Source organism: Paenibacillus sp. FW507-14B1B, assembly GCF_058781425.1.
The window spans coordinates 589,035-615,318 of the sequence record NZ_JBYSWS010000001.1; the positions used below are offsets into that span (position 1 = coordinate 589,035).

Annotated in this window: 24 protein-coding genes and 1 pseudogene; 4 read left to right on the top strand and 21 right to left on the bottom strand. The window is 40.1% G+C overall.

What is annotated here, in order from left to right; all coding sequences use genetic code 11:
- Positions 1 to 210 precede the first annotated feature (210 nt).
- Positions 211 to 450: a glycine zipper domain-containing protein gene (locus AC3WJJ_RS02595; RefSeq protein WP_492537745.1), complete on the top strand. Its 240-nt coding sequence runs from the start codon at positions 211 to 213 to the stop codon at positions 448 to 450.
- Positions 451 to 565: 115 nt separating this feature from the next.
- On the opposite strand, the gene AC3WJJ_RS02600 is transcribed toward AC3WJJ_RS02595, so the two are convergent.
- The 7 genes and pseudogenes from AC3WJJ_RS02600 to AC3WJJ_RS02630 all read right to left on the bottom strand — a co-directional run bounded on the left by AC3WJJ_RS02600 (position 566) and on the right by AC3WJJ_RS02630 (position 6,065).
- Positions 566 to 1,507 carry a GNAT family N-acetyltransferase gene (locus tag AC3WJJ_RS02600; protein WP_492537747.1) on the bottom strand — a complete coding sequence of 314 codons (942 nt, stop codon included), beginning with the start codon at positions 1,505 to 1,507 and terminating at the stop codon, positions 566 to 568.
- Between the two features lie 170 nt (positions 1,508 to 1,677).
- Positions 1,678 to 2,013, bottom strand: a pseudogene (locus tag AC3WJJ_RS02605) (GyrI-like domain-containing protein); the annotation flags it as partial.
- A 51-nt stretch (positions 2,014 to 2,064) separates the two neighbouring features.
- The gene (locus AC3WJJ_RS02610; protein WP_492537749.1) at positions 2,065 to 2,589 is read right to left on the bottom strand and encodes a helix-turn-helix transcriptional regulator; all 525 of its coding nucleotides are present in this window, start codon (positions 2,587 to 2,589) and stop codon (positions 2,065 to 2,067) included.
- Positions 2,590 to 2,676: 87 nt separating this feature from the next.
- Entirely contained in the window at positions 2,677 to 3,234 is a 558-nt protein-coding gene (locus AC3WJJ_RS02615) for a DEAD/DEAH box helicase family protein (RefSeq protein ID WP_492537751.1), read from the bottom strand.
- 85 nt (positions 3,235 to 3,319) lie between these two features.
- Positions 3,320 to 3,670 carry an avidin-fold protein gene (locus AC3WJJ_RS02620; RefSeq protein WP_492537753.1) on the bottom strand — a complete coding sequence of 117 codons (351 nt, stop codon included), beginning with the start codon at positions 3,668 to 3,670 and terminating at the stop codon, positions 3,320 to 3,322.
- A 156-nt stretch (positions 3,671 to 3,826) separates the two neighbouring features.
- Entirely contained in the window at positions 3,827 to 5,038 is a 1,212-nt protein-coding gene (locus AC3WJJ_RS02625; RefSeq protein WP_492537755.1) for a GNAT family N-acetyltransferase, read from the bottom strand.
- A 127-nt stretch (positions 5,039 to 5,165) separates the two neighbouring features.
- Complete coding sequence (locus AC3WJJ_RS02630; RefSeq protein ID WP_492537757.1) at positions 5,166 to 6,065, bottom strand: LysR family transcriptional regulator; 900 nt, start codon at positions 6,063 to 6,065, stop codon at positions 5,166 to 5,168.
- Between the two features lie 121 nt (positions 6,066 to 6,186).
- On the opposite strand from AC3WJJ_RS02630, the gene AC3WJJ_RS02635 reads away from it, so the two are divergent.
- The gene (locus AC3WJJ_RS02635) at positions 6,187 to 7,197 is read left to right on the top strand and encodes an alpha/beta fold hydrolase (RefSeq protein WP_492537759.1); all 1,011 of its coding nucleotides are present in this window, start codon (positions 6,187 to 6,189) and stop codon (positions 7,195 to 7,197) included.
- Between the two features lie 51 nt (positions 7,198 to 7,248).
- Here the strand turns inward: AC3WJJ_RS02635 and AC3WJJ_RS02640 are convergent, their stop codons facing one another.
- The 11 genes from AC3WJJ_RS02640 to AC3WJJ_RS02690 form a co-directional block, all read right to left on the bottom strand.
- Positions 7,249 to 8,550: an MFS transporter gene (locus AC3WJJ_RS02640; protein WP_492537761.1), complete on the bottom strand. Its 1,302-nt coding sequence runs from the start codon at positions 8,548 to 8,550 to the stop codon at positions 7,249 to 7,251.
- Positions 8,547 to 9,044: a DinB family protein gene (locus AC3WJJ_RS02645; protein WP_492537763.1), complete on the bottom strand. Its 498-nt coding sequence runs from the start codon at positions 9,042 to 9,044 to the stop codon at positions 8,547 to 8,549. Before AC3WJJ_RS02645 ends, AC3WJJ_RS02640 begins: the two co-directional genes overlap by 4 nt.
- Positions 9,045 to 9,174: 130 nt before the next feature.
- Positions 9,175 to 10,107, bottom strand: a complete 933-nt coding sequence (locus tag AC3WJJ_RS02650) for an NHL repeat-containing protein (protein ID WP_492537765.1) — start codon at positions 10,105 to 10,107, stop codon at positions 9,175 to 9,177.
- A 48-nt stretch (positions 10,108 to 10,155) separates the two neighbouring features.
- Positions 10,156 to 10,980 carry a phytanoyl-CoA dioxygenase family protein gene (locus AC3WJJ_RS02655; protein ID WP_492537767.1) on the bottom strand — a complete coding sequence of 275 codons (825 nt, stop codon included), beginning with the start codon at positions 10,978 to 10,980 and terminating at the stop codon, positions 10,156 to 10,158.
- 105 nt (positions 10,981 to 11,085) lie between these two features.
- Complete coding sequence (locus AC3WJJ_RS02660; RefSeq protein WP_492537769.1) at positions 11,086 to 13,857, bottom strand: endo-beta-N-acetylglucosaminidase; 2,772 nt, start codon at positions 13,855 to 13,857, stop codon at positions 11,086 to 11,088.
- Positions 13,858 to 14,071: 214 nt separating this feature from the next.
- The gene (locus AC3WJJ_RS02665) at positions 14,072 to 15,628 is read right to left on the bottom strand and encodes an extracellular solute-binding protein (protein ID WP_492537771.1); all 1,557 of its coding nucleotides are present in this window, start codon (positions 15,626 to 15,628) and stop codon (positions 14,072 to 14,074) included.
- A 20-nt stretch (positions 15,629 to 15,648) separates the two neighbouring features.
- Complete coding sequence (locus tag AC3WJJ_RS02670) at positions 15,649 to 16,515, bottom strand: carbohydrate ABC transporter permease (RefSeq protein WP_492537773.1); 867 nt, start codon at positions 16,513 to 16,515, stop codon at positions 15,649 to 15,651.
- Between the two features lie 55 nt (positions 16,516 to 16,570).
- Positions 16,571 to 17,521 (bottom strand): ABC transporter permease, encoded by a 951-nt coding sequence (locus AC3WJJ_RS02675; RefSeq protein ID WP_492537775.1) that lies wholly within the window; start codon positions 17,519 to 17,521, stop codon positions 16,571 to 16,573.
- A gap of 198 nt (positions 17,522 to 17,719) precedes the next feature.
- Entirely contained in the window at positions 17,720 to 20,017 is a 2,298-nt protein-coding gene (locus AC3WJJ_RS02680; RefSeq protein ID WP_492537777.1) for a helix-turn-helix domain-containing protein, read from the bottom strand.
- Positions 20,018 to 20,171: 154 nt separating this feature from the next.
- Entirely contained in the window at positions 20,172 to 21,089 is a 918-nt protein-coding gene (gene hprK, locus AC3WJJ_RS02685) for an HPr(Ser) kinase/phosphatase (RefSeq protein WP_492537779.1), read from the bottom strand.
- 127 nt (positions 21,090 to 21,216) lie between these two features.
- A complete protein-coding gene (locus tag AC3WJJ_RS02690) occupies positions 21,217 to 21,531 on the bottom strand; it encodes a hypothetical protein (RefSeq protein ID WP_492537781.1) in 315 nt (104 codons plus the stop codon).
- 454 nt (positions 21,532 to 21,985) lie between these two features.
- Here AC3WJJ_RS02690 and AC3WJJ_RS02695 point away from each other — a divergent pair, with 454 nt between their 5' ends.
- Together AC3WJJ_RS02695 and AC3WJJ_RS02700 are read left to right on the top strand one after the other, a co-directional pair.
- A complete protein-coding gene (locus tag AC3WJJ_RS02695; RefSeq protein WP_492537783.1) occupies positions 21,986 to 22,393 on the top strand; it encodes a helix-turn-helix domain-containing protein in 408 nt (135 codons plus the stop codon).
- A gap of 32 nt (positions 22,394 to 22,425) precedes the next feature.
- Positions 22,426 to 22,872 carry a hypothetical protein gene (locus AC3WJJ_RS02700; RefSeq protein WP_492537785.1) on the top strand — a complete coding sequence of 149 codons (447 nt, stop codon included), beginning with the start codon at positions 22,426 to 22,428 and terminating at the stop codon, positions 22,870 to 22,872.
- Positions 22,873 to 22,947: 75 nt separating this feature from the next.
- Here the strand turns inward: AC3WJJ_RS02700 and AC3WJJ_RS02705 are convergent, their stop codons facing one another.
- The 3 genes from AC3WJJ_RS02705 to AC3WJJ_RS02715 all read right to left on the bottom strand — a co-directional run bounded on the left by AC3WJJ_RS02705 (position 22,948) and on the right by AC3WJJ_RS02715 (position 26,283).
- Positions 22,948 to 24,660: an ABC transporter ATP-binding protein gene (locus tag AC3WJJ_RS02705; protein WP_492537787.1), complete on the bottom strand. Its 1,713-nt coding sequence runs from the start codon at positions 24,658 to 24,660 to the stop codon at positions 22,948 to 22,950.
- Positions 24,661 to 24,837: 177 nt separating this feature from the next.
- Positions 24,838 to 25,620 (bottom strand): squalene/phytoene synthase family protein, encoded by a 783-nt coding sequence (locus AC3WJJ_RS02710; protein ID WP_492539556.1) that lies wholly within the window; start codon positions 25,618 to 25,620, stop codon positions 24,838 to 24,840.
- 291 nt (positions 25,621 to 25,911) lie between these two features.
- Complete coding sequence (locus AC3WJJ_RS02715) at positions 25,912 to 26,283, bottom strand: iron chaperone (protein WP_492537788.1); 372 nt, start codon at positions 26,281 to 26,283, stop codon at positions 25,912 to 25,914.
- Position 26,284 lies beyond the last annotated feature (1 nt).

The following is a 26,284-nucleotide window of genomic DNA, read 5'->3' on the forward strand; positions in this document are numbered from 1 at the left end:
TAAACATCTGATCATCTCTATTTCGCAGGATACCACTATCTTCCTCACCTAACAAGTCAGATTTATTTGACCTTACGCAAATAGCAGAGCCTTTAGGTCTGTTACATACATCGCTATATTGATGAATTCTTTAAGGTTTAAGAGGGCAAGATGTACTTTGGACTGTGCTTCAAAGTAGCAGAGTTAACAAAAAACGAGGAGTGAAATAACATGACTCAAAACAAAGACCGCAATCGAAACCGTGAATCTGAACACAACAGCACGAACAGCACGAATGGAATTGATACTGGAGAAGCTGTAGGAACTGTGGGTGGTGGTGCTGTGGGCGCTGTGGTAGGTTCCGTCTTGGGCCCTATTGGAACTGCTGTTGGAGGAATTGTGGGTGCAGCATTAGGGAACAAAGCAGGCGAAACTGTTGAAGATAATGATGACAAACATCGAGAAGAGTAATCAAGTACCAACCAACATCTGTACACTGATATAACTCGCTCTAAATATAAAGGGAGTTTCTCTTTTGGAAACTCCCTTTATATAAATAAAACATAGTCGCCGTATTCGTTTCTATTTATAACTGATTCATAGGAATGCACATACTCTGTATCTCTTGCACGCCTGGAACGAACCCGAGATTTAGATAAACGGATTCTGCATCATTCCCCTCCATGACATACAGCCTTAGAATAGGATAATGATCCTTCAGACTATTCAGTGCTCTTTTTAACATACTTGTAGCAAGTCCCATTCCTCTATACATTGGAACGACACCTATGCTGTAGACGGCTGCTTGATTATCTTGTAGACACAGGCGACAGTTTGCAACTAGCTGACCGGAATCTTGATCATAAACAAGTGTCGATGCCTGCACTAATATGTCATTTGTATAATTAGGATCTTCATCAGGTATAAAGTCTTCAAGAGAAGATTTCTTCCTCCGCACCGCTTCAAAACCTCCTACAAAGCTTTGGAAGTCACTCTGAGCGATTTCATCTTCATTAATGTACCGCATTTCCCCTCTTCCGTTGTCCAAAATTTGAGGACTCTTAATGATCAGATTGTCACCCCAAACAACGTCGAAATGATCTGTGGGACGCTGCATCCATCGACATCTAAATTCATCAGGCCAGAATCCAGCCCGTGTAAATATACTAACTTGGTCTGGAAGAACCTCATAAGCCTTTATCGGTTTTGTTCTATCTGACCATCTGATCAAAGTAAGTTTAAGGAGTTTAAGCACCTCGAACGTTTCCTGAAATGGAGGAATAAAAAACAAGTGATACATGGTATTAGGTGAGATCCTCACACCACCGATTTTAAATCCCTCTCTATAGATCCAAAACGAGTTGTTACGCGAATTATTAAAACCTTGTTCTCTAAAAAATCCAATATAACGCATATCATAATAGACTGAACAATATATTCCCCATTCTTCGGGATCTGCCTTTCGAATGCAATATTCACTCGATAAATTATAACAGTCAGCCTCAACGGACCATTCAACGAATTGCATGCTATATTCCTCCTTTTATGTAACGCCTTATTTGGACGCGCTTTCAGCGATCTTAAGACAACAAAAAGACCACAGATGAACATAGCTCATCTGTAGCCTCATATCTCCTGAATGCGACTTGGAGATTGCGGTATATGATATTGCTGTTGTTCTTAATGATATGAGGTACACTAAATATTATCCTCAATTCGGTACCATAACTCACAATACTCAAATCCATCTTTGTCCGTACAATACATTTCGAAATTACCACCGTCTAATATGCTCAACTTCGATGTTTGGAGCCATTCGGAGAATATCCGATTTTTTAAAGAGCTCAAATCATAATTACCGCTGCCGTTCCCATCACTTATTGTTGAAAATATTGCCCACGTCGATGCTGGAACATCGACTACTGTATACCCGTTAACCTTACTATTCTCCGATCTGTAGCAACCGATAAGGTAAGGGAAAGTAGTATTGCTTGTGAATCGATAAGAATCGTAGGCAAATACCGTTCCAAGTTCCTTACTGAAATGACCCTCGCCACGCCAGTCCCCTTGTACCGATTGGTTTAATCAATCAAATTCACCATTTATATAGATGTTCTCCCAAGCCTCAGGGATTGATATTCCTTCTTGGTTTGAAATAAGATCGTAGCTATAGAGATCTTCCAATCCATAAACTTGAAATGCACCTCTTGTTTCTATACGATAATTCATCTCGACAACTCCTTTTAATGTGATTTGAAAGGAGATGCGTGGATAAGCTTTTAACTGACTTCCGGCATTGCGTGCAGATGTAGGAGTCAACCCGTGAAGATTCTGAAAAGCTCGCGAGAATGATTCGGGAGTTTCATACCCGTATTTCAGGGCGATATCCGTCACTTTATTCATTCTGTTCTTTAAATCAAAAGCAGCTAATGTGAGCCTCCTGCGCCTTATGTATTCAGATAATGGTACTTCAAGTACAAATGAAAACATGCGCTGAAATTGATACACCGAGCACATCGCAATTCTGGCAATCTGATCATAATCAATATCATTTTCCAAGTTGTCTTCAATATAGTTGATAGCATGGTTCATTCGTTGAAGCCAATCCATAGCAATCCCCCCTCTCAAAAAGGAGCATATCATGCGGTTATTTAAGCCGCCTGATTTTTCATGCAGTAAAATATCAAGTCATTGGTTTTAAAGCTGAAATCGATTTTTTATCAATAGTGCTGTATCTGCAGCCGTCTGAGAAGAAGTTTGTATACGTATGTAATTTTCCCTTGTGATCTCCCCAGGTAAGGAGTTTAATCGATGATGCTCCATCGTTGTAATTAAATCTTTTTCGGATCGTTCGATATCCCTCTTAGATGGCTTATGATTCAATCGATGTGGTGACTTGTTGCGAGTTAGACGTTCCTCTATGTCAGCTTCCAACTCCACAAAACATACCTCATGGCCCTTCGATTCAAAGATATCACAGATTTCATCAACATATTTCCAATCACTTGGTAGATCGAATCCCCAGACATACGTGAACATGAATCCAGGGCCATCGGTTAGAGACATTTGCTCAAAAATTTCTTTGCGAAAAAGATCAGACAACCGCCACATCTCAGGAGTGAATCCAAAATAAGGACTGAGCAGTTCAATCGTCTGGTGATTATGAAATAGTTTCATAGACGTGATTTTTTCAAGTTCATGGCCAATGGTCATCTTTCCTACAGCTTGTGGACCGAATATGAGTATGAATTTCATTTCATTCCTCCTAATAGGCATTATAGTCTCCAGTGAAGAATATTACCTAAATATATGTGTTTAGGATAAACTATGAAGATGATGTTTAACGAATAGAAGCAACCTCCTCAACAATAGATTCGCCTTCAGTCTGCTCTTTATCAGTCCATTTCCATTTCTCATACAGACGTACTCTACCGTCTGGAAGAATTTCCGGCCTAGAGCTACACGTTCCTCCCCTTATCTCATTTTTTCTATTTACATGATTATAATTAAACAGTAAAGTTCCATCTTCATAAACTAATCCAATCATAAATCCTTTGATAATATCTCCACCTGAATATGAAGCTGTGAGAATAGAACCCTCTTGTTTGTATTGAAAATGTGTCTTCGATGACACCTCACCATTATCACTATTCTCAACAGAGACGAAAGTACGTCCATCATAATTAATCATTTATATCGACCACACCCCAAAATAAGTAGTTTATTTCATACACTACTATTAATAAGAATATATTTCCACAAAATTTTAGGGCTTCATCGCATATGTATCATAAAAAAAAAGCCGCACGTTTTATGCGACTTTCTATATGAATATTCCTAGATTTTCTCAAAAATAATCTGAAAAATAAGGTGTATGCTGTTCAATAGCATCTTCTAATAAATCAAGTGTTTCAGCTCCGCACAAAAGCCGACCTATCTTATACAGGTACTCAGGTCGTTTATAACCGAGCAGCATTGTGGTCATCGTCTGTATACTGATACTATCATCACTACGCATGTTACTTCTTACGATCTCACCTGTGCCATCAGGATGAATACGTAACGTAAACACCCCTTGATTCCAAGTAAGTAAAGGATCCTGTAAGGTAAATGTCCATTCCCGATCAACTGTGGCAGTCTTGAATGGATATTTAGATATAAACTGCTCAATATCTACGATCCGAGCCATGTAGTAGGGAGAGATTGTTTCTTTAATATCTGCATCTTCTAACAAAAAGGCAAGAGGTTCGTCCGTGTGAATGTTACCAATCACTTTAGATATCATTGAAAAGTGAGCACTGATGAAATTCCAAAGTCCACTGCGAGCCTCTTCATGAATAAAGATCATGTCCTTAACATGAAAGACTTCTTCCTCGATCCAGTACAAAATGTAACCGTCAGGTTCTCCTTCTTCCCCATAATAGATTGCAGCAGTCAAATCATCCGAATCCCATCGCCAATATTCACTCCAAGCAAGCTCATCTCTTAACATTGCTCCATGCGTTTGTAATGCGAAACGTTCATACGCCCTTTTCACATCCTCACTTTCGGGATTAACGCGTGCTACATTTCCAGGTACGTGCTTGGTTTTTGGTAATTGGTAATCCTGAACTTCAAACACAATTTTATCAGAGATAATCTCCCATCCCTTGCGGCGATAATACGGAATGGAGTAAGGATACAAGTAAGAAATGGATTGTTCTTTCTCCCTCATATTAGCTAAAGCCTGATACAATAACTTGTTCATGAGACCCTGTCCTGAGTATTCAGGGAACGTACCCACGCCCGTGACTCCACCCATGGCATACGTACGATCGAATATTCTAACCTCAAAAGGATAGGTTGCAACTTGAGAAACCAACTTCTCTCCATCGAACCACCCGAGTACATCGGCCTGTTGCAGTACGGGTGATTTGGCACTAATAATTTCGTGTTCTTCCCAACCTATTCTATGAAGATCATTATGAGTAACCTGAAAAACATATCTTAGAAGTTGGCTGTATTGTTCCAGATGGGACACATTGACTTTCTTCATTTTCATGTTTTTTCTGTGACGCATGAGCGAATTCTCCTTGTTGTTTACCGTGTATTGTTCAATAAGCCATCAGAAAGTACATTTGTGAAGTGGCACTTCATTAGAATGAATAATTGTCAGGTATTTTATTCTACACTTGGATGTTTACATACTATACAGAATGATGATTCAAATATGTATCTCGGGTTAAATTCAGAAAAGCTTCAATGGCAGGCGAGATCCATTTCTCTTCATGCCAGAACATTTGGGTCGCAAACGATGTACCTGTTAAATCCCACGGCAATGGCACTAGTTCTCCCCGATCCACTTCAGCAGTTACAGCCATCTCAGGCAAAATAGCGATGCCCATCCCTATTTTTGCGCATTGTTTGATTGCTTCTGCGCTGTTAAACTCCAATTCCGTAATGCCTCCCATACCCATCTGTGAAAGATTACGCTCAAAAAACATGCGATATGAGCACCCCTTCTCAGTCAATAAAAATGTCTCTCCATTAAAATCTTCAATGGAAAGTGTAGAACATGCAGCCAAAGGATGGTCTGGAGCCGCCAATATATAAAAAGGCTCGTCCATTATTTTCTCTCCGCAGAACCCACTCTCATGTTTGTCCTCATCCAACATAAAGATGATATCCGCTCCCCCTTCCTGCAAGCTCTGTTTCAGATTCCTCGTAGCCAGTGGTCGAAACATCAACCTAATCCCTGGATAGCTTAAGCGGAACTGACGTAGAACAGTAGGTAGCCGATAGGTACACAACGTTTCATCTGCGCTTATGACGATCGTTCCTGTCAACTCTCCTGATTGCTTCATTACATGCTGTACTTCTTCTAGCTCATTCAATATGGTATCCACATAGGGTAAAAATTTTCTTCCTGCATCCGTAAGGATCACTTTTTTGCCTAGTCTATCCACTAGCTTGACACCCAGTTCATCTTCCAGCGCTTTCATCTGCATTGTAACGGTTGAAGGAACATAGTTCTGTACTTCCGCAGTACGACTAAAATTAAGTGTGGATGCAAGCATATGAAACGTCTTCAGTTGACGTAATTCCATCGTAATCTCTCCCATAGTTCAATAAAAATGAATGTTACGTTTATAAACGTTTCTTTGACTTAACAGTAGCACCATCGTAGAGTGATGACAAGAAATGCATCGATGAAAAGGAGACGATCGTATGAGAGATTATGAGGTATATGAACTGGGAGACGTTATTTTGCAATCCGGTGTTACCTTGCCTGAGGCCAAACTTGCTTACAAAACATACGGAACATTAAATAAAGAGAAAGATAATGTGATTGTGTATCCTACCTGGTTTGCTGGATTACATACCGATAATGAATGGTTAATTGGACCAAGCAAAGCACTAGACCCGGACAAATATTTTATCATCATCCCAAATATGCTAGGCAATGGACTATCCTCCTCACCAAGCAATACGCCCGCACCCTATCATCAAGCTAACTTTCCGGAAGTTTCGATTTATGATAACGTGCGGCTACAGCATCAGCTTGTTACCCAGAAGTTTGGCATTACAAGTATTGAACTCGTCGTCGGCTGGTCACTTGGAGCCGTTCAGACATTTCAATGGGGAGCAAGTTATCCGAATATGGTTAAACGAATTGCTCCATTCGGTGGGACAGCAAAGACTCGTCCACATGCAAGGGTCGTCTTCGAAGGCATGATCGCTGCACTTCAAGCCGATTCTGCATGGCAAGATGGCTTTTACGAGCAACCACCTAAAAAGGGCTTAGCAGCCATGGGTCGTGTCTACGCGGCTTGGGGATTCTCGCAAGCTTACTATACAGAAAAGCTCTATCAACATGAGGGGCACTCTACACTAGATGATTATCTCGTCGATTACTGGGATAACGTGTTCTTGACTTTTGATGCTAATGATCTGATCTCCATGCTGCGCACTGGTATCACTGGCGATATTAGTACAAATCCAATTTATGAAGGTGATTTCGAACTTGCATTAAGCCGTATTACAGCTCGATCACTGGTTATGCCAGGTAGTACGGATCTGTTCTTCACGCCTGAAGATAACAAATATGACATAGAACATATGCCGAATGTGCTCTTCTTCCCGATTGAATCCAAATGGGGGCATTGTGCAGGTATTGGAGCCCATGAACCAGATTCGGAATTAATAAATATGAAACTAGAAACGTTCTTGCTAGAGTAAACGTTTCGCTAGACGAAAAACCGACTCTAAACACAGAGTCGGTTTCTCATATCATAAATGTACTTGCTTCTCACTTTTGTCTTGCCGTCGCCATAGCATAACTGGAATCAGTACTAATGAAAGCATGCTACCGGCCAATGCAAGGGTTGTGTAACTGGAATGAGCTACCACCGTACCAGAAAATGCTCCACCAGATGCTCCCGCAAGAGCAATGAAAACATCAACAGAACCCTGTACTTTAGCACGATTTAGGGGTGTTGTTGCATCGACAATTAATGCTGTACCGCTTATCAAACCAAAATTCCATCCCAATCCCAACAAACAAAGCGCAAGGATCAAAAGCGGAAGTGAATCAACGGGTGCAATAGCAGCTACTATTCCAGCCAGAAGGAGAGTAACTCCAGAAGCCATAGCCATCGCAGTACGACCGATTTTATCCACCAGAATACCGGTGATCAGAGATGGGAGATACATAGACCCAATATGAATACCAATGACGAGACCAACATCACCTAATCCATACCCATGATGTTTCATATGTACAGGTGTCATTGTCATGATAGCCACCATGACAATTTGCGTTAAGATCATAACCATGGCACCAATCGTGATACCGCGTCTACCTGATGCTGTATGACTTGTTTCATTCACAGAAAGAGTATTTCCATCCGCTTTTTCACGTAATGCAATGGCGCTCGCTACTAATAAAGGGTCTGGGCGTAGGAAGAGCAGAAGAACGAGTCCTGCGAGGATGTAAGCTGCTGCGGCCAATAAAAATGGTCCAGCTAAACTAGGGATACCCATTGAAAGAGCGAAATTGCCTGTAACATTCACTAAATTCGGACCTGCAACTGCACCGAATGTTGTGAATACCATTGCCATACTGACTGCAGTGGCTCGCTGCTTAGAACTGGCTAGATCTGTCCCAGCATAACGTGCTTGTAAATTCGTTGCCATACCAGCGCCATAGATTAGTAATGATAGTAAGAGTAACATAAAACTATTTGTCATCATGGCGATCACAACCCCGATCGCTCCTAACCCACCCGTTAAAAACCCCATTCCTAATCCCAAACTACGTCCACGGCGTTGGGAGAGACGACCAACAAGCAAGGCTGCTCCTGCCGATCCTAATGTAAACAATGCAGTGGGTACTCCCGTAAAGTTATCGGTACCTAGCATATTTTGAGCTACAAGAGCACCTACCGTAATTCCTGCAGCAAGACCTGCGCCTCCGAATATTTGAGAAATAATAACGACGATTAATGTTCGCCGGTACAATTGGTGTCGTTTCTCTGGTGAATCAACATACAATTGCATTGAAGATGGAGGCTTCTTCAATGTGTAATTCATTGTCCCAACTCGTCGGCAGATGGACCGTAGGGTCCGGGCACGGGAATATCAAGAAGTCTTAAATATACTCCAAGCTGAGCTCGGTGATGGATCATATGGCTTAATCCAAAGGTGCGAAGTGCAATGGCTCGGGGCTGACGAAGAATGATATGTTCTCCATTTCGCAAGGTCCACTCCTCACCGAGTGTTCTTACGTCAGATTCAGATAGCAGCTTTTCAAGCTTGGCGACGTTTGCGTCAAATTCCTGTAGCAAATCTTCGCATTTCTCCAAAGCTTCCCTTTGACGAGGCATAGACGAAAGATCTAATTCAAGATAAAGAAGAATAGCCATTTGCCAGTTCAGTAAGTTAACTAGATGCGTAGCCAGGCCACCTAGTGTCATCGACTTTGTGTGAGGTCTCCATGTCAATTTCTCATCGGGCAAAGACGTAAGCACGCGGCGCGTCATTGCCAGTTCGTTCAATGCATCGCCAATGATTAATTGTTTTTCCATCGTTTACCTCCTTTTTATATGGCTAGAATACTATATCAAATATCGTGTGTCTATAAACATCTTCTACATAAAATAAACCTGCAAGTCCCAATCCATGGGCTTGCAGGTTTACATATTTAATCAAGGCAAACTAAGCGCGTGTAAGCTTTGTTACACGTCCATCGGAAATCCATTCAGCAACATAAACAGAACCTTTGGAATCGACGCATACACCATGTGGTGAGCTAAACTTTGTATCTCGGTAATATGACTTGGGTAAATTCGGCCAGCCGGCTTGTTTATAAGCCTGTTGATCTTCACCTAAGTGACAGATCAATCGATCCTGTTTATCGAAAATCGTAACCCTACTATTCAAGTCTGGAAAGTACATGTCCTCTCCATGAAAGTAAAAGCTGCAGGGCTGATCCATATCATCAACGATATCTCTTTTGAAATCTCCCTCTAAAGTAAAGACTTGAATTCGATGATTGCCACGATCAGCAACATAAACTTCTTCTACGCCACTACGTGTATCGATGGAAATGCCATGTGGACAGTTTAATTGTCCCTGCTCTGAACCCTTTCCACCCCAAGAACGAATATATTCACCTGCAGCGGTATACTGATGAATCCAGCTTTGTCCGTAGCCATCAGCTATATAAATATGACCATTTTCCGAAACGGCTACGTCAGTTGGGATATATTGCAAATCTTCGTTATATATATCAGGACGATCCGGTGTCCTGAGTGTCAACAAGTGCTTTCCGTTTAGATCCATTTTCACAACTTGACCACGAGCAGTGTCTGTAATAAAGAGGTACTCAGCATTTTGTTCCTTATGAAGGTAGAATCCGTGAGCGCCATCTTCGAACTCCTCGCCCCATGCTGATATGAAATTTCCAGACTCATCAAATTTGAATATAGAAGGTGCACCTGTATGAAAAACATACACGTTATCTTGTTGATCCACGACAATACCATGAGTATACCCAAACTCTAAATGAGCAGGTACCTTAGCCCAGCCTGGCTCTAAATTATAGCTTCGTATTGTATTCCCTAATTGTGGAGGTAAGCTTGTTATCATATTCCCTCCTCCTATTCATCATTTAGTATTATTACTTCTTATTACTTCTTACTTGGAATACAGTAACGGAAAGAACTCATTATCGAACTTCTGTCCGAATTGCGGACGAGGTCCGAGCAAACGAACATTATCATGCCGAGCTTTTCCCTCTTGGTAGGATGTATCTCCAGGCATAAGATGAGCAACAATCGATAGTCGCGGCTGATCCGTAAAGTTCGTTGAAGATCCATGGAACGTAAGTGCATGGTGGAAACTTGCTTGGCCCGCTTTCAGAATACAAGGTTCCTCTACCCATTCACGCGTTGCAAAACGCTGCTTCAGCTTCTCCATATCCTGTTCGAAGAAAGTATCACTTCCCTCGACAGCACCCCACTTATGTGAACCTAGAATCGTCATCATACCACCGTTATTCAGATCTGTATCTTGTAAAGCAATCCAAACCGTTACCATATTGGTTGTATTACTTGCTCGCCAAAAGGCGTAATCCTGATGCCAGCCTACATTACCTAGATTGGTTTCTTGCCCTGACGTACCCGGCTTATAGATTACTTGATCATGCCAAAGGCGAATTTCGTCCTCATTCAGCAGATTCGCAGCCATTTCTCCTAAATTCGGATCGGTGACAACACGCTGAACTTCATCGTTTACCCACCAGCCATTATCGAATTTACGAAGAGCGTAAGGATTTTCAGAAAGCTTGAAATCATGAAGAGGTAAACCATTTCCATCGTAATCTTTATTCCATATTCGCTCATGGGCGCCTCGCAGACGCTCAATCGTTTCGTCATCTAACAATTTGGGACTGATCCAGTATCCATCTTGATCAAATTTCTCTTTGTCTGCTGCTGTAATGTTATACGGTATAACTCCCATAACCGACACCTCATCTTTAGTTAAATTAACTTGCTTCGCTTATTCTAAACGACAAGTTAATCGGATACTTTCCAGAACCTATTGAATAGGATTAGAAACAAATAATTAATTGACGGTTATATATTTTGTCTCTGACATATTCCCCACATAATCTTTCAATGAAATACCAATAATGGACCCTTTAGCAGGTACAGCCATTCCTTTTAGGTCATGATAGCCTCGAATAAAGTAATCGGTTGTCTCGCCGTTATACTTTTTCGCAGGTTTTACGGCTTCTCCATTAATCGTAATGTACATATGCCACCAATCTTTCGAAGAAGGTACATCTATCCCTAATTTTGCGCCGTCGATATAGTAGCTTCCATCGAATGGTTCAGCAAAAACATCAATCATTTTACCTGCTGCGCTGATCGTGTCTATGATGTTACCTTTCGAATCCAAAGTGGATATTTTTAATAGATACCGATCATCATCTTTCACAGGTACTTCGAATTGGTCAGATCCCCGTTTTTTATCAACGGTTTTAGTGTACGTATCTTTTCTGCCATCGGTAAAACTTAGGTCGAATCGAATATGACTACCACGACTTTCTCTTCCCCAACTAATCTTCAATCCTTCAGAGTTCTCTTCAACTTTTACGTTTGAGATGAAATTCTTCCTATTAAGTTGAATAATAGCTGGCTCGCTTTCTGTATGATCAAGTCCAACAGCCGTTAATTTTAGAGACTCAACATGCTTATCAAGGTTTTTCACATAGAAATTATCGCCATATACACCGCCTAAAAATTCCTCTTTACCATTATTCAGTTGGGCATAAAGATGATATTGTTTTACCTTGCTATAATCTTCTAAGTTCCATGTAACATTCATTTCGTCGGTATCAAATCTATCTTTGACTTCAAACCCGATTGGCTTATTAGGCGTATAATTTTGCCCATCAGTGAGTTTAAGCTCACCAATGTTCACTTGGTAATTTCGGATGGATTCACCCTTAGGATCAAATGCTAATCCTATAGCTGCGATTTCCCGATTTTCATAAGCGCTTAACTCAAGTTCTGCTGTAACATAGCCTTTTGTTCTCTCACCGCTCTTAGGTACAGTGATATATTCAACTTGGTCGGGTGCATCTTTAAAGACAAGCCCTAACTGAATTTCAGAGCCATCTTTGGCTGATGTTTTGTTATAAGTAATCGATGCTGATGATGTATTTTTAATGTCTAAATCCGTTTTATACAAGCGTAGGAAGTTCTTCGCATCTAAAGTTCCGTTTACAACTAAAGAGCTTCCCCCTTTGTAGCCACCAATCTGTTGGTAAGTGAATTTGTCGCCGTTTTCTACCGTGTCTCCATAATCAAAATCCACTTGCAGCTTGCTTCCCTCTGTATCGATCCACCATTGCCACGTCGGAAGAATATCCTGTACATTGATGTTTGACCATTCTTCATCATTGGAAACTTTTCCATTCATATAATATTTCATCCCATGTCCGGTGTTAAAGTTCGTCACAAATGTGCTGTCATCAATAACAGAACGTTCAGTGATATATCTGGATATACCTGTCCATTCCGAAGCATCTTGTACACCGACATCAGGTCTTGCGTACCCTTTCTGTTCTTCGGTATTTGTCGGATCAATCTTAACGCCTGTATACCACATGCGTTCACGCTCGGCGATCATCCACTGATGATCATCGTCTCCTCGAAGGTTCTTACTCGGATCGCCTAGATGTTCATCCAATGCATGCTGAACAAAGTTTCCACCTAATGTTGCGATCGATGTCAAAGGGTTCCCTGTGTCTTCATCTAAAATAACATCCAAATTTCGAGTAGAATTATGAGCCCCTCCAAAGCTGCCCATTCCTGCCTCAACACCAGAGAAGACTGTTTTTAGCGGATCAATCCCTCTCCTCTTCGCTTCTTCAACAGTTTTCTTTATATACTTTTGATCCGTGCTATCTCCGTTATTCCAACCATCCGGTGAATTCCAGTTATAATTCATAAATACAGAGTTGTTCATGGTTCCACCCATCTCGTCATCTCGAATAAAAGAACTGTGAGATGGAATAAGCGATGGCTGATAAGTCAGTTTCCCCTGTGCATCATCCACCGTGTCATACCACTGTGTGTATACTCCTGCATCAATCAACGTTTTTGTGAATGCTTTATATTTCTTAATATGTTCAGGTTTGATCGAGGTCTCCTGGTTGAAGAAATACCCGTCAAAACCGAAGTATTCTTTCATTTCAATGAGCTTCTCAGCTACTGGAAACGTCCCATCTTCTCGTTGTTTAAGCAAAAGATCATAAGGCTGACCACCACGAGGGATAAATAGTGTACCTATCGATTTCACGCCGTTTTTGTGCGCTGCATTTGTATATGCGGGATTAGGCAAGTCTAAGATACCAAATTCAAATGCCCTCTTCTCCCATGATTCATTAGGGTCATATAAGCTTAACGGTACATCTTCTGTTGTCTGTCCGTGCCATCCACCGTAATAGTCTGTATACTGCCAGAAATTGTATAAATAGTTCGAGAACTCATTGTTGTAAGGTGTTGCTCCAAAGAAATAGAAGTCATAATCTCCAGTCAGGTTAAAAAACTCAGTTTCAGGACTAAGCTTAGGATTCGCTTGTGTTGCTGCAAACGCTTGGTTTCTCTTTTGTAATGGAACATGGGCTCTCAATCGTTCAGCATCCGGATCCGTCTCTGGAGACCAATTCTCAATGTCCACAGCTCTATATCCATGTGTGATGGGTTGATTTTTCTTATAAGCTGCGTCACCAGAAGGTGGAATGGAATCCCCTGCAAATACATGAAGTGGAGTTGTTGAAAGCGTAACCATTAGTGTCGTTACGAGTGCTATTTTTCTTTTTTTCACGGGTCTTTCCTCCTAGTATTTATTGTGGCGTTCAACATGAAATGGAACCTCGAGTAAATCGTCCGTAACTTCCCCCCTATCATGTTTGAGATCGTATTTCATTGTGATAATCAATAAGCCGCATTTTACAATGCGGCTTTCTCATCATTTTACTGAAACAGGTGTTACTAGTCTTTGAAAATACGAGTCATTCTTTTGCATAATATGGACATTCTTACTGAGCATCATAGGCCGCTTGAACTGCTTCCAATACTTTATCTCCACCTTGTTCACGCCACTTTTTAGATAACTCTGCTAATCCACTCTCAATCTCTAGCTTCCCTGCAATCATATCAATGTAATATTGGTTGGTTAACTCGCCCAAAATACCGGTTCCGAATACACCACCAAACTCGATTTCTTCAGGAGTCGTCGTATTCACTAAATTTGGCACTAAGTTTGCTGTCGCAATTTCTACAGATTGTTTCGCACGATCAGCCTGAGGTTCGGTTTGTGGCAGATAATTAAGAGTTAACGGCCATACAACATTCCCCCATGCCAGTGGGTGGGACCAGCCATTAGATGCGAAGTTATCTTTTGCACGCTCCTCTTCATTGTACGTAATTTTGTCCCCATTCTTCGTATAATGCACCCCTTCAAGTCCGAGTTCCAACAACTCTCTTCCTTCAGGTGACAGCATGAACTCAAGGAACATTGCAACTTTCTTAGGGTCTTTCGCTTTAGTAGTAACTGCTGTAAATAAGCCTCCCTTCGGCTTACCAACAACGCCGTGTTTACCTTCTGGGCCTGCTGGAGGATCAATAAAGCCTAGTCTTCCTGTTGGCGTTAACTCCTGCAAACTTGTTTCTAGTCTATTAACATGTCTAAACAGCGGAGTAATCATAAATCCTGCCTTACCTTGAAAGAACTTCTCTTCACGCTTTTGATTATCGTTAAGTAAGTATTCTGGATCGATCAGTTTCTCATTCCATAGTTTATGAATGTACTCTACGCCTTGTTTAAATGCAGGATGTTCGAATGCAGGTGCAACTTTTCCGTTCTCATCCAAAACCCAGTCACCATAAGGCAAACCATAAGCATAAAAGATAAAGTTAAAAGAACCGTTAAAACCATTTGATTTGGAACCTGTTAAGCCATAAGTATCACTGACTCCATTCTTATCGGGATCATTATGTGTAATCGCTTTTAACACTTCATAGAAATCATCTAGTGTCTTGGGAGGATCTATCTTTAACGCTTCAAGCCAATCAGCGCGATATGCTAAAGTTGCGTTTAATTTCTCTTCGATAAAAGGATAACCATAAAACTTACCATCAACAGCAGTCCATGCAAGTTCACCTTCTAACTTTTCCTTTACCGTCGGCATTTCAGGCAAAAAATCATTTAAAGGAACAAGTAATCCTTCCTCAATCCATTGACTTAACGAGGAGGATGGATACTGCGCTGTGACTAAATCCGGAAAATCACCGGTTGCCATCGCTACATTAACCTTTTCAAAGCCGCCCTCGGGTACAAATTTAATTTCTAAATCAATGCCTAGACGCTTATTGATCTCTGCAATTATACGGTCACCGGGTTGAATGGGTTTTGCTGCCGCATCTCCCGGAGTTAGGTACACGATTTTAAGCGGCTCTTCATTACCTGTAGCTGAGTCTGAACTGTTCTGAGATTTTACTGTTTCTCCACTGTTACCAGAACAACCGACTAGCATGCTGAAAGAAAGTAATAAGCAAATGATTGTTATAAATTTCTGTTTTGAATTCTGTTTCATAAATACTCCCCCTTTAAATTCTATTCTTTAACTGCTCCAAGTGTTGCACCTTGTACAAAATACCGCTGAAAAAATGGATATATCATCATAACCGGAATCGTTGAAATCATAATCGAAGCCATCTTGATCGATTGTCCAAGAAGGAATGGACTATCTCCCCCTGTCTGATACATCGCTTCATTATCAATTAACATTGCTCGCATAAATAATTGTAAGGGCCAAATGTCCTTATCTGTCACATACATGACTGCTGTGAAGAATTCATTCCATTTGGAGACCGCATAGAATAATGAGATCGTTGCAATCGCTGGCATAGATAATGGAAGTACAACCCTTAATAAAATACGAAAATCACCACATCCATCAATACGTGCTGCTTCTTCAAGACTTTCTGGAACAGAAGTCATAAAGGTTCGCATAATGATGAGATTATAAGTCTGTATCATGAGTGGCATGATCATTGCCCAAACCGTGTTCATCATGCCAAGTTGCTTCACAACAAGATAGGTAGGAATAATTCCTCCGCTGAACATCATCGTGAATACAATGAAGAACATGATCGCTCTACCGCCAGGTAAATAACTTTTAGATAATGCGTAAGCCGCTAATGTAGTTACGATCATACTTAGAATCGTACCGAATACAGTAACAAAGATACTCACGCCATACGATTTCCAAAGTTGCTCCATCCCGATAATATATTCATAGGCTTCGAATGTAATCGCTTTCGGAAATAAGTGCAAGCTGGATTGCATGCTTTCATTTATGGGTGTAATAGATACAATGAGTGAATCCCAGAACGGGAATAGGGTTATTAAAGTGATCAACCCTAGGAAAGTATAATTGCATACCTGAAATAATTTGGCACTCAGCCCGGAATTGTTCATGTGTGATATCCCCCTACATCTAATTCGTAATAGCTATCGATTGAATAAATTCGAATTAGAATATACCTTGATTACCCTTTCTACGTGCAAGCTGATTCGCCAAGATTAACAGGAGAAAGTTTATAATCGACTTAAATAATCCTATGGCTGCCGCTAAACTAAACTTACCATCAGCTAATCCTGTTCGATATACATAAGTGTCTATAATATCAGCAACACGGTATACACCTGGATGATACAATACAAATATTTGTTCGAAACCGGCTTCCATCAAACTCCCAATCCGTAGTATCAACAGAATCATAATCGTTGCCCGAATACTAGGCAGTGTTACATGCCAAATACGCTGCATACGATTCGCTCCATCCATCCAAGCTGCTTCGTATAGCGAAGGGTTCACACCAGCTAAAGCCGCCATATAAATAATGGTATTCCAGCCAAACTCCTTCCAGATCATGGAGCCCACTAACGTAGAACGAAAATAAGACTCATCACTTAGAAACCCAACGCTTGATCCTCCGAGTGAGCGTATAAACTGATTAACAACGCCCGTATCTGTGGACAGCATATTAATAAGCAACCCGCCCATAATGACCCAAGAAATAAAGTGTGGCAAATAAATAATCGTTTGAACCGTTCTTTTAAAGACTAATTTACGCACTTCATTAAGTAAAAGCGCAACAATTAATGGCAAGGGAAAACCAAAGAATAATCTGTACAAACTAATAACAATCGTGTTCCAGAATACTTCCCAGAACTTATCTAGCTTCATTAACGCCTCGAAATGCTTCAAACCGACCCATGGGCTATCACTGATCCCCTTAATAATACTGAACTGTTTGAATGCAATCGTTGCACCGTACATGGGGTAATAATGAAATATGATGTAGTAAGCGAGTGCCGGTAGCAGCATCAGATACAAATTCCGATAACGTATTACTCGTCTGACACCGTCCAGTTTACTTCTCTTTATCTGAACACTTAATCTCGTTGTAGGTGTTTCCAAGATATTAACCTCCTTTCTACTCCGTTATTGAAAGCACTTTCATAATAAGATGCATTCTCATGAGCCAACAAGAATCAATCCCTATGATTAGACTTAGTTTATTGAAATTTTGGAGTATCATTTGATCAGATTAGCTTCATTTTATTGAAGTTATGCTGCATAAATAGCTTTGTAAAAGTTCAAAAAAATAAAAAACGGCTATTGCAGCCGCTTTTCAATTTCTTTATTTCGATACTCACTCGGGGTTAGACCTGTAAATTTTTTAATCGTCCGATTTAAGCTTTGTTTATTAAAACCTGACATTTCAGCAACATCGTTAATGCTTAAGTCTGTATCGCTTAATAAACGACATGCTTCTTTGAATCTAATCTCTGTTAAATAATCAATAAATGTCATACCCGTTGTGTTCTTAAACAGCTTGGATACATAGTTGCTATTCATATAGATCATATCTGATACAAGTTGAAGACTGAGCGGCTCTTGATAGTGCTCCCGAATATAGGCAACCAGTTTCATCATTACTTCGGAATGCTTCGAATGACTTCTAGACGCAAGGCTTCTAGAAATCCCCTCCATGATGCGCAAGAGATATATGCTCATTTCCTCTGTGGTCCTTAGTTTCGAGAATTCATAATGCCACGTACTGCTCTCGATATCCTCATCTGACAGCGAAAGTTCGATTCGCACTTTAACTAAGGCGTTGAATAGATTTGAAAGTATAACATGTTTCAAATACATTCCAGATTGCTCATCTTGCTGAACCTGTTCCATGATCATGTTCTTCGTTTCGACTGCTTTATCAAAATTCCCTGATTTCAGTTCACTTGTTAGGCTGTCAATACATTGCTGATAGTTTATAAAAGAGTTGCGGTTGGCACGGTTTACATTCAGATCGTGTATCGAGATAATACTTCCTTTACCAGAGACCTTCTCATAATTCAATACTTCAACAGCTTCTTCATAAGATAGGTGAATATCAGTTAGTCGAGCATATAAGCCGCCTATACCAATCGTAATCACATCAAGCAACTCAATATTCTCAGCAACCTGCTGTTGTATTTTTGCAGCGAAACGCTTCATTTCTTCTGCTTGTCGCTCATCACTCTGCCAATCTTCATGATGTACAATAAGTACATCGTGCTTATGATAAGCACCGATATATGCACCTTTGTAAGTCTTTACAACAAGCTGCTCTACAATCGTTCTAAGCTGGAAAGAAATCCAGTTTTTCATCTTCTCATCCACCTGCACGGCTATGTGGTCCGTCACAAGATGTACTCTTAACACAAGCACCATATAATTAGCTGGTCCCAAGTCCATTTGATAATAATCTAGTTGCTCTCTCGTTTCGGCCTCATCCGTTAAGTTGCCAGATAATATGTTCATTAGCAAATGATCACGTAGCAGTAACTCCTGGCTTTGAAACTTATGAAGAAATGTTTTATTTTCTGATTGTATCGCGTCAATTGAGGTGCGAATATAACTGAACTCATCTTGGTGTTTCTGACGTCCTCCCGTGTTCATCGCAAGTGCTTGTACCAAGTTATGTATAGGTCGATAATGACGATTGGATATAATGTATGCCAGCAGTAGCCCAACAGCAAGTCCGATTGCCGAAATCAAAATGGTCATAAAAATAACATCATGTGACCGTTTAAACACATCATTATAGGGATTTAGCGTTACATATATCCAATCATTAATCGGCGAACGTAAATAAGTGATGAACATATCCTTTCCATCCATTTTTTGAACAAAGTAACCGCTTTTCTCATCGCTGAATGCCGACATATCCACCCAATTAAAGCGATCCAGCAACACACTCTTATCTTTATAAGACAATACCTCTCCGTCACTATTCAAAATAGCTACGTTACCAAGTTTCCTATTGTTCGTGTTCACAACAGCATTATATAGAACATCTTCCTTCAAATTAATGATTAATGCACCCATCTTCTTCTGGTTTCGAAACGGTGTACTGACCATGTAACTAATCAAATGCTCCTCACCGTGAGCATTGGAGACTAAGCGATTAGCCACCCATGTTGAAGTAAGCTTTGAGCTTAAGAAGCGCTCTAATGTTTCACGATTAGAAAACTCACTCAATTTGTTAATACCTGAACTAGATATGAGCTTTTTATTATTTGCACTATATAAATATATCGAATGAATATAATTTGAAGAGGTAATCCTTGTTTCAATGGTTTGAGAGGTTTCAAGCAAAAAGCGATATTCATCTTCTAAAACCCAAGGTAACATAACTGATTTCAGAACACTTGAGTTTAAACTGAGTGAGGTAGTCATCTGCTGAACTTCATTCATCGTCTGGTCAACGATTTTGATGGTTTGAGATAGCAACTCTGTATTTGCTCCTACAATCTCATCCTTTAATAAGTTGGATGTATAGTTATACAATAACAATGCCAGTAGACTAATACTGACAACGATAACAACCGCAAGTTGAATCAGTAATCGCAAAAAGATCGATCTCTTCATTCGATTCCCCCTACCAGATATTTATACACTAACTAATAACATCCATGGTATCGCTTTCAATTTATCTAATAATTATATATCATAACTAAAATATTCTTCATAAGAAAAATAAATAGAAAAAGCCGCGATTTTCGCGACTCTTTAAAAGGTATTTTCATGATTGCATCTTGTTCTCGATTCGCTGCATAAAATCTTCAGCAGCGCTATAACCCAATTGTTTAAGATACCAGCTATTAGCTGCCGCTTCAATCAAGCTAGCTACATCACGACCTGGCTGAAGTTGAACTTCGATATGTGGAATTTGAATACCGAGATATTCAGTGAATTGTGGTACCACTTCCAGTTCATTATTGAGTGAGTTCTCCTGCCACGGAGATAGCTCGATATCTAGCACAATTCGAGTCTCATCTTGAAATGCAGTACGTCCATATTGACGAACAACATTGATCAAACCAAGACTACGGAGAGCTAGAAACTCACGGCTTGTCTCGTTATGCGTACCAAGAAGTGTTGAAGGTCCTAACTTCTTAAGTACTACAATATCATCTGCTACAAACCGATGCCCTTTTCGAATGAGTGTATGGGCCGTCTCACTTTTCCCAATCCCTGATCTACCCCGGAGTAGGATTCCTATTCCCGCTACATTCACACAAACCGCATGGATCGACATTTCAGGTGCTAATGCCTTAACCAAATAACTATCCAGCTTCGCAATGAAATCAGTCGTTTTCTCTGTTGTACGGAGCAACGGTATGCCCTCTTGATCACAGAACATGGTCAGATATGGAATCTCTTGTTGTCCCGAGGTAACGATAAAGCAAGGTGGATGATATTTAACGATATTGCCAATATGCAACTGTCGATCTTCTATACTAAGTGTTAACAGATAGGTGATTTCTTTACGTCCTAGTACCTGCACGCGTTCCATTGGAAAAAAATCGAAGTACCCAACAAACTCGAGTCCAGGTCTATGCGTTTGAGGACGTGTAATGACACGATCCATTCGATTGGCACCTGCAAGTACTTCCAAACTAAACTTTTCCGTAAGGCTATGAACAGTGATCGATTTCATGTTGTTATCCTCCTGCGGCTTAGGTGTAATTAGTTTACGCCTGATATTTAATGCCGTATTCGGATATATTCAACAACCAATGGATTCTTTCCTGCAAGTGAGTATTTTTTTAATTTCAATGTATTACTTATACGAGTGATCCACTCTGTATTATTTCCTCTCTAATGCACATCCAGTGTCTCCAGAGTATGTTCGAATAGTCGTAGCAAGCATCATCATAAGTTTGTCGTGCCTTAAGCGCTGTCTTTCGAGCTTCCAGAGCGTCTAGTACAATAGTTTCCAATTCATCGAAAGCGCTTTCTACGTGATTACTGATAATATAGCGAGCTCTCTGTTCCTGCGTCCGAGCACCGGTTGCTAGTAAATTCATATTTTCCCGAGCAAGACGTAAATTTTCCAAGGCCTCTGTTTCTTCTCGCTGCAGATTTTCTCTGTAATTCATGTTGTCATTACCTCGCTTTTCATAATCTCGCTATAATTTATCTTAAATCACCTTTTAGCGCTTACTTTTTAAACGACTTTATTCTTTATTCAGTCATCCTGTCTGCGCTTACTATCATGTACTCAATTTAATCCTCAAGCATTAATTTAGTCAACTTCCAATATATAACACCTGCCCATCTATATATTGATTCCCCTCCTTGGGTTATGCTTGAAATTAGGTCATTAATTTTGGCATTCAGCACTAAATGAACGGGGTTTTCAAACCATTAAAAAACTGCTAGAATATCGAATGTCAAAACGACACAAATATGGGACCAGCCTTTTGTCCTCTTACACTAGGGAAGCCTTAGCATTCTGATTGGGTCATGTTTCCTCTTATACTTGGGCATGTGAATAACAACATGTTTCATGATTAAGAACACACATTAATTCCCGTGAAAAGGATCTTTTATATGAATGAAGAAATCAAAAATAAAAAACGAGTGACGCCTGAATACCTTGAGGTCGGAAAATATATCAAGTCTATACGAAAACATCACGGAGAGACTCTGATCGGTCTCGGCTGTGACTTTGATCTAAGCGCAAACTATATTTCTGAGATAGAACGAGGCGTTAAACCGCCTAGTGAGCAGTTTATTAATAAATTCTGCGAACGATTCAAGATTGAACCAAAAGAGGTTTATTCAAGATTAAAGCGAGCTCCAGAACATGCTGTGGAAGAATTAAATACAAATATTGTTGCACAGGAATTACTCCTCGAAATTGGGAAGAACAAAAAATTAAAACAACAGGATAAAGAACGAATTTATAACCAACTTTTACAATGGTATAAAGAGGTCATTGATACGCCGAAGAAGTGAAGGTAAATTGGTTAAAGAAATATGAGACTAACATGAAGGAGATACCTCACTTGATTTTCGCTGACTTCTATACCAACCTCATCGGCCCATACTGGACTCATGTTATTAAGAATGGTTTTATATTCATTTCTGGTATGATTGTCGGCCCTATTCTCATTTCATTTTTACTAGGGCGTGAATTCAAAAAATATAGCAGTAGAAAGACGATGGAAAAAGAAGTCTTATTTTTTGCATTCCGCGAAAATGGCGTATTTCATAGCTTTACGAACCCCCGCAGGGTATCGGATTGGTTTTATATCGTAACCATGCAATACTTCTTTCACTACATGTATAGAAAAAAACAGCAAGTGACTGTAAAATTTAATGACCTGTATCGTTCAAGAATTGCAGCTTTAATTTTTGTAATTATAGCAATCATTCTCGTCGTATATGGCTTGTATCAATGTTTTAACATCACAAGCTTTTATCCCGAGAATTAAGAACACACCATATAAAAACCGAGGTTCCGCATTCATGCAGAAACCTCGGTTTTTCGTATTTCTTAGGATCATCAATTAATGGAACTGGGCAGCATGCAGCTTGGCAAAGATACCATCCTGATCGATTAACTCCTGATGATTACCCTCCTCAGCAATTCCCTCATTCGTTACAACATAGATGTGATCTGCCTTTTTAATTGTGGATAATCGATGGGCGATAATAATTGTGGTCCGATTCTCTGCAAGTTCTGTCAATGCATCCTGAATCGCTTTCTCAGTCTCCGTATCTAGAGCAGAAGTCGCTTCATCCAAGATCAAGATAGCTGGATTTTTCAGAAATGTTCTGGCAATAGAGATTCTTTGTTTCTGACCACCTGATAGTTTTAAGCCTCTCTCACCGATCTGTGTATCCAGTCCATCTGGTAATTGCTTGATCATTTCAGTTAAGTTGGCTTTATGAGCAGCCTCTAAGATTTCTTCTTCCGTAGCACTCAGTTTACCGTAAGCAATATTCTCTCTTAACGTACCGGTAAACAAGAAAACATCCTGCTGGACGATACCAATTTGTGAACGCAATGATTCTTTAGTTATCTCCCGCACATCCATCCCATCAATGGTGAGGCTGCCGCTTGTCACATCATAGAATCTCGGTATAAGCTGAGAAATTGTGGTTTTTCCTGCACCGGAAGGTCCAACAAACGCTACGGTTTCTCCGGCTTTTATGGAGAACGATACAGAGTTCAGCACACTCTGCTTATCGTTGTATGCAAAACTTACGTTTTGGAACCGAATATCCCCCTTCAGGTTCGACACGGTTTTGGCATTCGGGGTATTCTGAACGTCTGGTTCGAGATCCATTAGTTCCGTAAATCGTTTGAAGCCTGCCATTCCCTTAGGATACATCTCGAGCAGAGCCGCAATCTTATCGACGGGCTTAAAGAGAATATTCACATATAGGATGAATGCGACCAGTTCCCCCGTCTTAAGAACCCCTTGATGTACCATCCAGGCTCCGTAGATTAATACTAATAACGTTATTAAACGTGTGAGTATGTAGATGCCAGACATACTAAATGACATGACTTTGTAGCCTTGGAGCTTGGCAGATCTGAACTTAAGATTATTTTTAGTAAACAATGAAACTTCATGCTGTTCATTCGTAAAAGACTGCACCACCCGAACACCGGATACACTGTCTTCCACGCGCGCATTTACTTCCGCTACCTCCGAATACATCCTCTTCCAAGCCTTATTCATCCTCATGTTCGTGATCACGATTAATATCAATAAGAACGGGAAAATGAAAATGGAAATCAAGGCCATTTGTACATTGATCTGCATCATGATGAAGAAAGAACCGAAGAAGGTCATAATGGCAATAAATAAATCCTCCGGACCATGATGTGCCAATTCACCAATATCCATAAGATCGTTAGTGATCCCGCTCATGAGATGACCCGTCTTACGATCATTAAAGAACTTAAACGATTGGCGCTGGTATTGCTGAAAAAGCTGTTGTCTCATATCGGTTTCAATATTAATACCGAGCTTGTGGCCCCAGTAGTTTACAACATATTGCATGAATGAGCTTAATATGTAAAACAACAACAAACTAAGACCGACCGTAATAATCATTGACCAATTTCCAGTGGGCAAAAGCTTATCAATAAATGATTGCACAGCAACTGGGAATGCCAATTCTAAGATTGCAACAAAGACCGCACAAGTAAAATCAATGATGAACAACCTTCGATGCGGTCGATAATACGAGAAAAATCTTCTAAGCATTGTCTTCTTCTCTCCTAAATGACCTTAGTCTATGATGTGTTTGATGCCTTGTTACACTCCTTCCTCTTATACATCTCTATTGTATTAAATCATAGCAAAACCTCCTATGAAAGCTAATAAATCAAATTAGCTTTCATAGGAGGTTTTATCCAAGGATATTGTAGTAGTAAAACTAAATTATCCAGTTACCCGATTCACAATTTTGAGAACCGTATCTCTTGTTAACTTACTTCCACCCGCAGACATGAGCTTAACTGTAGCGTGGGCAAGTGCCAATGGAATTTTGCAAAATTTTAATGCTGGGCCATCCTTCAAGTCTGCAATGTACGAATCAGCGATTTGTAAATTACGAAGTGTATATTGTTTCATCTCATCAAATCCCCAGCCATCCGGATAGAAATCGACACCACGTTCATTATCCTCTTTCTTATTCCTAAGAATATTAACGGCTTGTAATCCTCTACCAAAAGCAATTGCCTTGGTCGAATCTGACTGTGTTCCATCATGCCAGAACCAAAGTTCCGATAGCATTTCTCCAACCATACCCGCCACGCTATAGGTATAGCGGTCCAAATCGTCTTCAGTATGTATGTGCCATCCGTTTTGAACCCAGTCAGCCATATGATGCGCCATTTTAGAAATATATCGGTATACGATTTCAGTTCCAGAAGCAGGACAAAGAAGAGCCCAATCACCGATTCTCATCGAAACTTCCGGTAATGCAGAGCTATAAGGTGCTAGAAACACTCGTGCTTCTTCTGTGACATTGTGGGTCTTGAATACTTCAGAAAGACCACGTAATAGTTCAACTTTCAGTTCATCATTAAGGTCATCATGATCTTCAATTTCGTCTATTGCCCGCATACAAAGATAGGCAGACGCAACAGCTTCCTTTATTCCTATATCCAAATAACTGATTGGTATATAAAAAGTACGGCTCGTTTTCTTTAACATGCTCATGGCTTCATTCATAGCGACGTTATTAATGAGTACTCCCTCCTAGTATTATCTCTGCTTAAATTACTCATTGCTTTATTATGATAACACACGTTGCTATTGACATTCCAAATTCGAAGTGTCGATATAATCAAAGTTTATCTTATTTCTTTCAATAAATAGCCTTTTTAATTTACTAAACCGTTCCATAACAGATAAATGAGGTTTTCGGATTCGTTCTCAATTGCAATGACTATGGAAAAAGAAGCCACCATAAGGTGACTTCTACATCTAGTATATACTACTATTAAACTTTTATTTACGCCAAAAAGTTGAACAGTCTGCCTTATCCAAAATATTAAACTCGATCATCTTCTCAAGTAATGAGAAATTAACGGGCTTGTCCCACTTGATACGCATCAGTTCCTTAGTATGATCGTATCCAGCTTGAATAATATCGTCCGAAAATTGATTAATCCCTGCTTTTTCAGGGGCAACAGCCAGATGTTGTTTAGCTACGCTAAAGCCAATTATAAATGTATCATGATCGGTAAACATAGGCTGGTTCCAAGCAATTTTTGGCTGTAGTTCAGGGTATTTCTTAGCAACCCAGCCCAATACCTCTTCTGTTCGAGCCCGGTGCTGCTGATTATCGATCTTCTCTAAAAATTCAGTAAACACTTCCATC